General features: G+C 72.2%; 4 protein-coding genes. 3 read left to right on the top strand and 1 reads right to left on the bottom strand.

What is annotated here, in order from left to right; translation table 11 throughout:
• On the bottom strand, window positions 1–1,256 hold a 1,256-nt coding region (locus ACOADB_RS15935; RefSeq protein ID WP_378600512.1), incomplete at its 3' end, for a histidine kinase N-terminal domain-containing protein.
• Window positions 1,257–1,366: 110 nt separating this feature from the next.
• On the opposite strand from ACOADB_RS15935, the gene ACOADB_RS15930 reads away from it, so the two are divergent.
• The 3 genes from ACOADB_RS15930 to ACOADB_RS15920 all read left to right on the top strand — a co-directional run.
• The gene (locus tag ACOADB_RS15930; RefSeq protein WP_378600509.1) at window positions 1,367–2,206 is read left to right on the top strand and encodes a DUF2785 domain-containing protein; all 840 of its coding nucleotides are present in this window, start codon (window positions 1,367–1,369) and stop codon (window positions 2,204–2,206) included.
• 39 nt (window positions 2,207–2,245) lie between these two features.
• Entirely contained in the window at window positions 2,246–3,940 is a 1,695-nt protein-coding gene (locus ACOADB_RS15925; protein ID WP_378600506.1) for an acetolactate synthase, read from the top strand.
• 1 nt (window position 3,941) lies between these two features.
• Window positions 3,942–4,307 (top strand): thioesterase family protein (locus ACOADB_RS15920; RefSeq protein ID WP_378600503.1); only part of this gene is annotated, 366 nt, incomplete at its 3' end.

The following is a 4,307-nucleotide window of genomic DNA, read 5'->3' as shown; positions in this document are numbered from 1 at the left end:
TCGTCGCCGTCCGCGTAGCCGTGCTCGGCGGCGTTCTGCATCAGCTCCATGACGACCATCGCCAGCGGCGTGGCGATCTCGGACGCGAGGACGCCGAAGCTGCCCTCGCGGCGGACCTGGACCTTCGCAGCGGTCGACCCCACGTCGATCACCAGGCGCGCCAGGCGGTCGGCGATGTCGTCGAAGGCGACGGTCTCCTCGACGGCCTGGCTCAGCGTCTCGTGGACGATCGCGATCGACCCGACCCGTCGTACGGCCTCCTCGAGGGCTGCGGCAGCCTCGGGTGACTCGATCCGGCGCGCCTGCAGGCGCAACAGGGCCGCGACGGTCTGCAGGTTGTTCTTCACCCGGTGGTGGATCTCCCGGATGGTGGCGTCCTTGGTGATCAGCTCGCGGTCGCGACGGCGCAGGTCGGTGACGTCGCGCAGCAGGATCATGCCGCCGATGTGGTCGCCCTTGGGGCGCAGCGGGATCGACCGGACGATCAGCGACACACCGTCACCGGGACCGCCCGCCGAGCCGAGCTCGGTGTCGCGATGCGCACGTCCGCCGAGGACGGCACTCAGGGTCTCCTCGTCGGGCCGCTTCTTCGGCGGCACCAGGTCACGGGTCAGGTCGGTGAGCAGCTGCCCCGTGAGGTCGCCGATGAGGCCCAGCTTGCGGAACACGGACAGCCCGTTCGGACTGGCGTAGATGACCCGGCCCTCGGCGTCGACGCGCAGGAAGCCGTCGCCGACCCGGGGCGAGTCGGCGTGGTCGCTGCGCTGGCCCGCGCTCGGGAACAGTCCCGCGGCGATCATGCTCGCGAGGTCGGAGGCGGTCTGGAGGTAGTTGATCTCGAGCAGGCTCGGGGTGCGCACGCCCAGCAGGTTCGTGTTGCGGCTGATCACCGCGATCACCCGGCCCTCCCGGCGCACGGGGATCGCCTCGACCCGCACCGGCACCTCGTCACGCCACTCGGGGTCGCCCTCGCGGGCGATCCGGCCGAGCTCGTAGGCGGCGTCGACGAGAGTACGGCGCCCGGCGGCCAGGAAGGTGCCGACGATGTCGTCGACGTACGCCGTGGGACCGGTCGTGGGACGCATCTGGTCCCCCGCCCAGAAGCCCTTTCCCTGCCGGTCGGGCAGCCACATGACGAGGTCGGCGAAGGACAGGTCGGCGATCACCTGCCAGTCGGCCTGGATCAGTTGCAGCCAGGCGACATCGGCGGCGTCGAGGTCCGTGTGACGCCGTGCAATCGCAGACAGGGAGGGCACGCGAGCAAACGTAACGGACCCGCCATCAACTCCTTCACCCCCTTTGGCACAATGACCCCGGGGGATTCGGTTCGGGCTGGTCCGTGGAGGGTTTTTCTTTGATGGCGTCGGTGGACTGGTCTCGTCTCCAGCGGGGCCTTCGCAACGGCGAACGCACGCCGCCCGCGGAGCATCGCCTTGCCGACCTCACAGCCGAGCTCACCCGCATGCTCGGCGATCCGGACCCCCAGATCCGCGACGGCCTCGCCTATCCGTTCCTCGCCACCTGGACCGAGCACGGCGTGTACGACGACCTGCTGGCCGGCCTCGGCGACGGCATGTGTGCTGGCCTGGAGGTCGGCCTGGGCGAGCGCGACACCGACTCGATCTTCCGGCGCAGCTTCTCCGCGCTCGTCCTCGGCGAGTGCATCGACCGCGACACCCGCGTCCGCCGCCAGCCGCCCACCCGCATCCTCCAGTGGGGCGACCGCCTCGCCGCGTGGTACGTCCGCGAGCAGGACCTGCGCGGCTTCGTACCCGGCAAGGGCTGGGCGCACGCCGCGGCCAACGGAGCCGACGCGCTCGGGGCGCTGGCCCGGTCGCCGTACTTCGGCTCGACCGAGCTCACCGTGCTCCTCGACATCATCGCCGACCGGGTGCTCTCCCCCGGCACCCCGCTGCTGGTCCACGGCGAGCCCGACCGGATCGCACACGCAGTCCTCGAGATCCTGCGCCGTGACCGCGTCCCGCTGGCCGTCGTCGAGCCCTGGGTGCGCCGGATCGAGGCCGGCGCGACCGACCGCGGCTCCCGCAGCCGTGACCCCTACGTCGCCAGCGGCAACGCGCAGGCGGTGCTGCGGGCGCTGTACCTCCAGCTCACGATCTCGCCGCGCCACCCCGCGATCCGTCCGGACCTGCTGCTGACGCTGGTCGACTCACTGCGGCGGATCCACCCCGCCTTCCTGGCCTGAGTCGGGCCTTTTCGCGCTCGCGCTGGCTAGGGTGCGGAGGTGACCTCCACTCCCCCGGATTCCGCCCCCGCCGAGCTCACCGGACACGCGGGCGAGCTCGGCGTCGCCGTTGCCCAGGCGCACGGCGTCCAGACCATGTTCACGCTGTCCGGCGCGCACGTCTTCCCGATGTACGACGGCGCCGTGAAGTCCCAGGCCGAGGGAGCCGTGGGCCCGCCCGTGTTGATCCTCGACGTGCGCCACGAGCAGACTGCCGCCTTCGCCGCGGAGGCGACCGGCAAGCTCACCCGGGTGCCCGGGCTCGCCGTGCTCACCGCCGGTCCCGGCGTCACCAACGGCGTCAGCGCCATGGCCCAGGCGAACTTCGCCGGCTCCCCGATGGTCGTCGTGGGGGGCCGAGCCCCCAACAACCGCTGGGGCACCGGCGCCCTGCAGGAGATCGACCACCTGCCGATCGTCACGCCGGTGACGAAGCACGCCGCGACCCTGATGACCGCAAACGACGTCGCCACCGGCTTCGACACCGCGTTCGCGCTGGCGCGGTCGTCGCACCGTGGTCCGACCTACGTCGACGTGCCGATGGACGAGTTCTTCAACGTCGGGTCCGGTTCGGTCCCGACGGTCGTCGACTACCGCGGGCAGGAGCCCGACAGCGACGCCATCGGGCGGATCGCTGCGCTGATCGCTCGCGCCGAGCGCCCCGTGCTGGTGCTCGGCACCGACGTGTGGGCCGACTTCGCCGAGGAGGCCGCGCTGCGCCTGGTCGAGGAGATGGGCCTGCCCGCCATCACCAACGGGATGGGGCGCGGCGTGGTCCCCGGCGGCCACCGGCTGCTCGTGACGAAGGCCCGCGGCGCGGCGCTCGGCGGCGCCGACCTGGTCGTGGTGGTCGGGACGCCGCTGGACTTCCGGCTCGGGTACGGCGTCTTCGGTGGCAAGGACGGCGCGGAACCCGCGGCCGTCGTACACATTGCCGACTCGGCGGACCAGCTGTCGCGCCACGCACCGCTGGCCGACTCGGTGGCCGGCGACCTCACCTCGGTCCTCGACGGGCTGCTGACCGCCCTCGCGGGCTCGTCGCGGGCGGACGTGTCGGGGTGGGTCTCCTCGCTCCAGGCCACCGCAGCCGCCGCAGCAGCCAGGGATGCCGAGCTCCTCGGCGCGGAGGCCGACCCCATCCACCCCGCACGGATCTACGGCGAACTGGTCCCGCGGCTGGCCGACGACGCCGTGGTGATCGGTGACGGCGGCGACTTCGTGTCGTTCGCCGGCAAGTTCGTCGAGCCGAAGCGGCCCGGTTGCTGGCTCGACCCCGGTCCCTACGGCTGCCTCGGTGCCGGTCTCGGCGCGGCGATCGGCGCTCGCGTCGCCCGGCCCTCCGCCCAGGTGGTGCTGCTCCTCGGTGATGGGGCCGCCGGCTTCTCGCTGATGGACGTCGACACCCTGGTCCGGCACAACCTGCCCGTCGTGATGGTGATGGGCAACAACTCCGCGTGGGGCCTGGAGAAGGGCCCCATGCAGATGCTCTACGGGTACGACGTCGCGGCCGACCTCGCGCCACGGACGGCGTACGACCAGGTGGTCTCCGCGCTCGGCGGTGCGGGCGAGACGATCACCGACCCGCGCCAGATCGGGCCGGCGATGGATCGGGCGTTCGCCGCGAATGCGCCGTACCTCATCAACGTGATCACCGACGTCAACGCGGCCTACCCGCGCACCACGTTCGGGATCTGAGGTGAACGAGGCACGTCGGACGTTCGTCGTGACGGACGCCGACACGGCGGCGGCGGTCGGCTCCGGCAGCCTGCCCGTGCTCGGCACGCCACGCCTGCTCGCATGGTGTGAGGCAGTGACCTGCCACGCCATCGAGGACCTCCTCGGCGACGGCGAGACCAGCGTCGGCACCCGCATCGAGCTCGAGCACCTCGCCGCGACGCCCGTCGGCGGATCGGTCGAGGTGACCGCACGGATCGTCCACAGTGACGGCCGGTTGCGGCGCTTCGCGGTCGCCGCCCGCAACCTGGGCGCAGACGGTCGCCCGGGCAAGCTGGCGGGCTCCGGCGAGGTGACCCGGGTGGTCGTCGACGCCGAACGCTTCCTG

It is taken from the genome of Nocardioides sp. CPCC 206348, assembly GCF_048654705.1.
Lineage (GTDB): Bacteria > Actinomycetota > Actinomycetes > Propionibacteriales > Nocardioidaceae > Nocardioides.
Note: the sequence above shows the minus strand (reverse complement) of the source record. Positions and strands in the feature narration are given on the sequence as shown.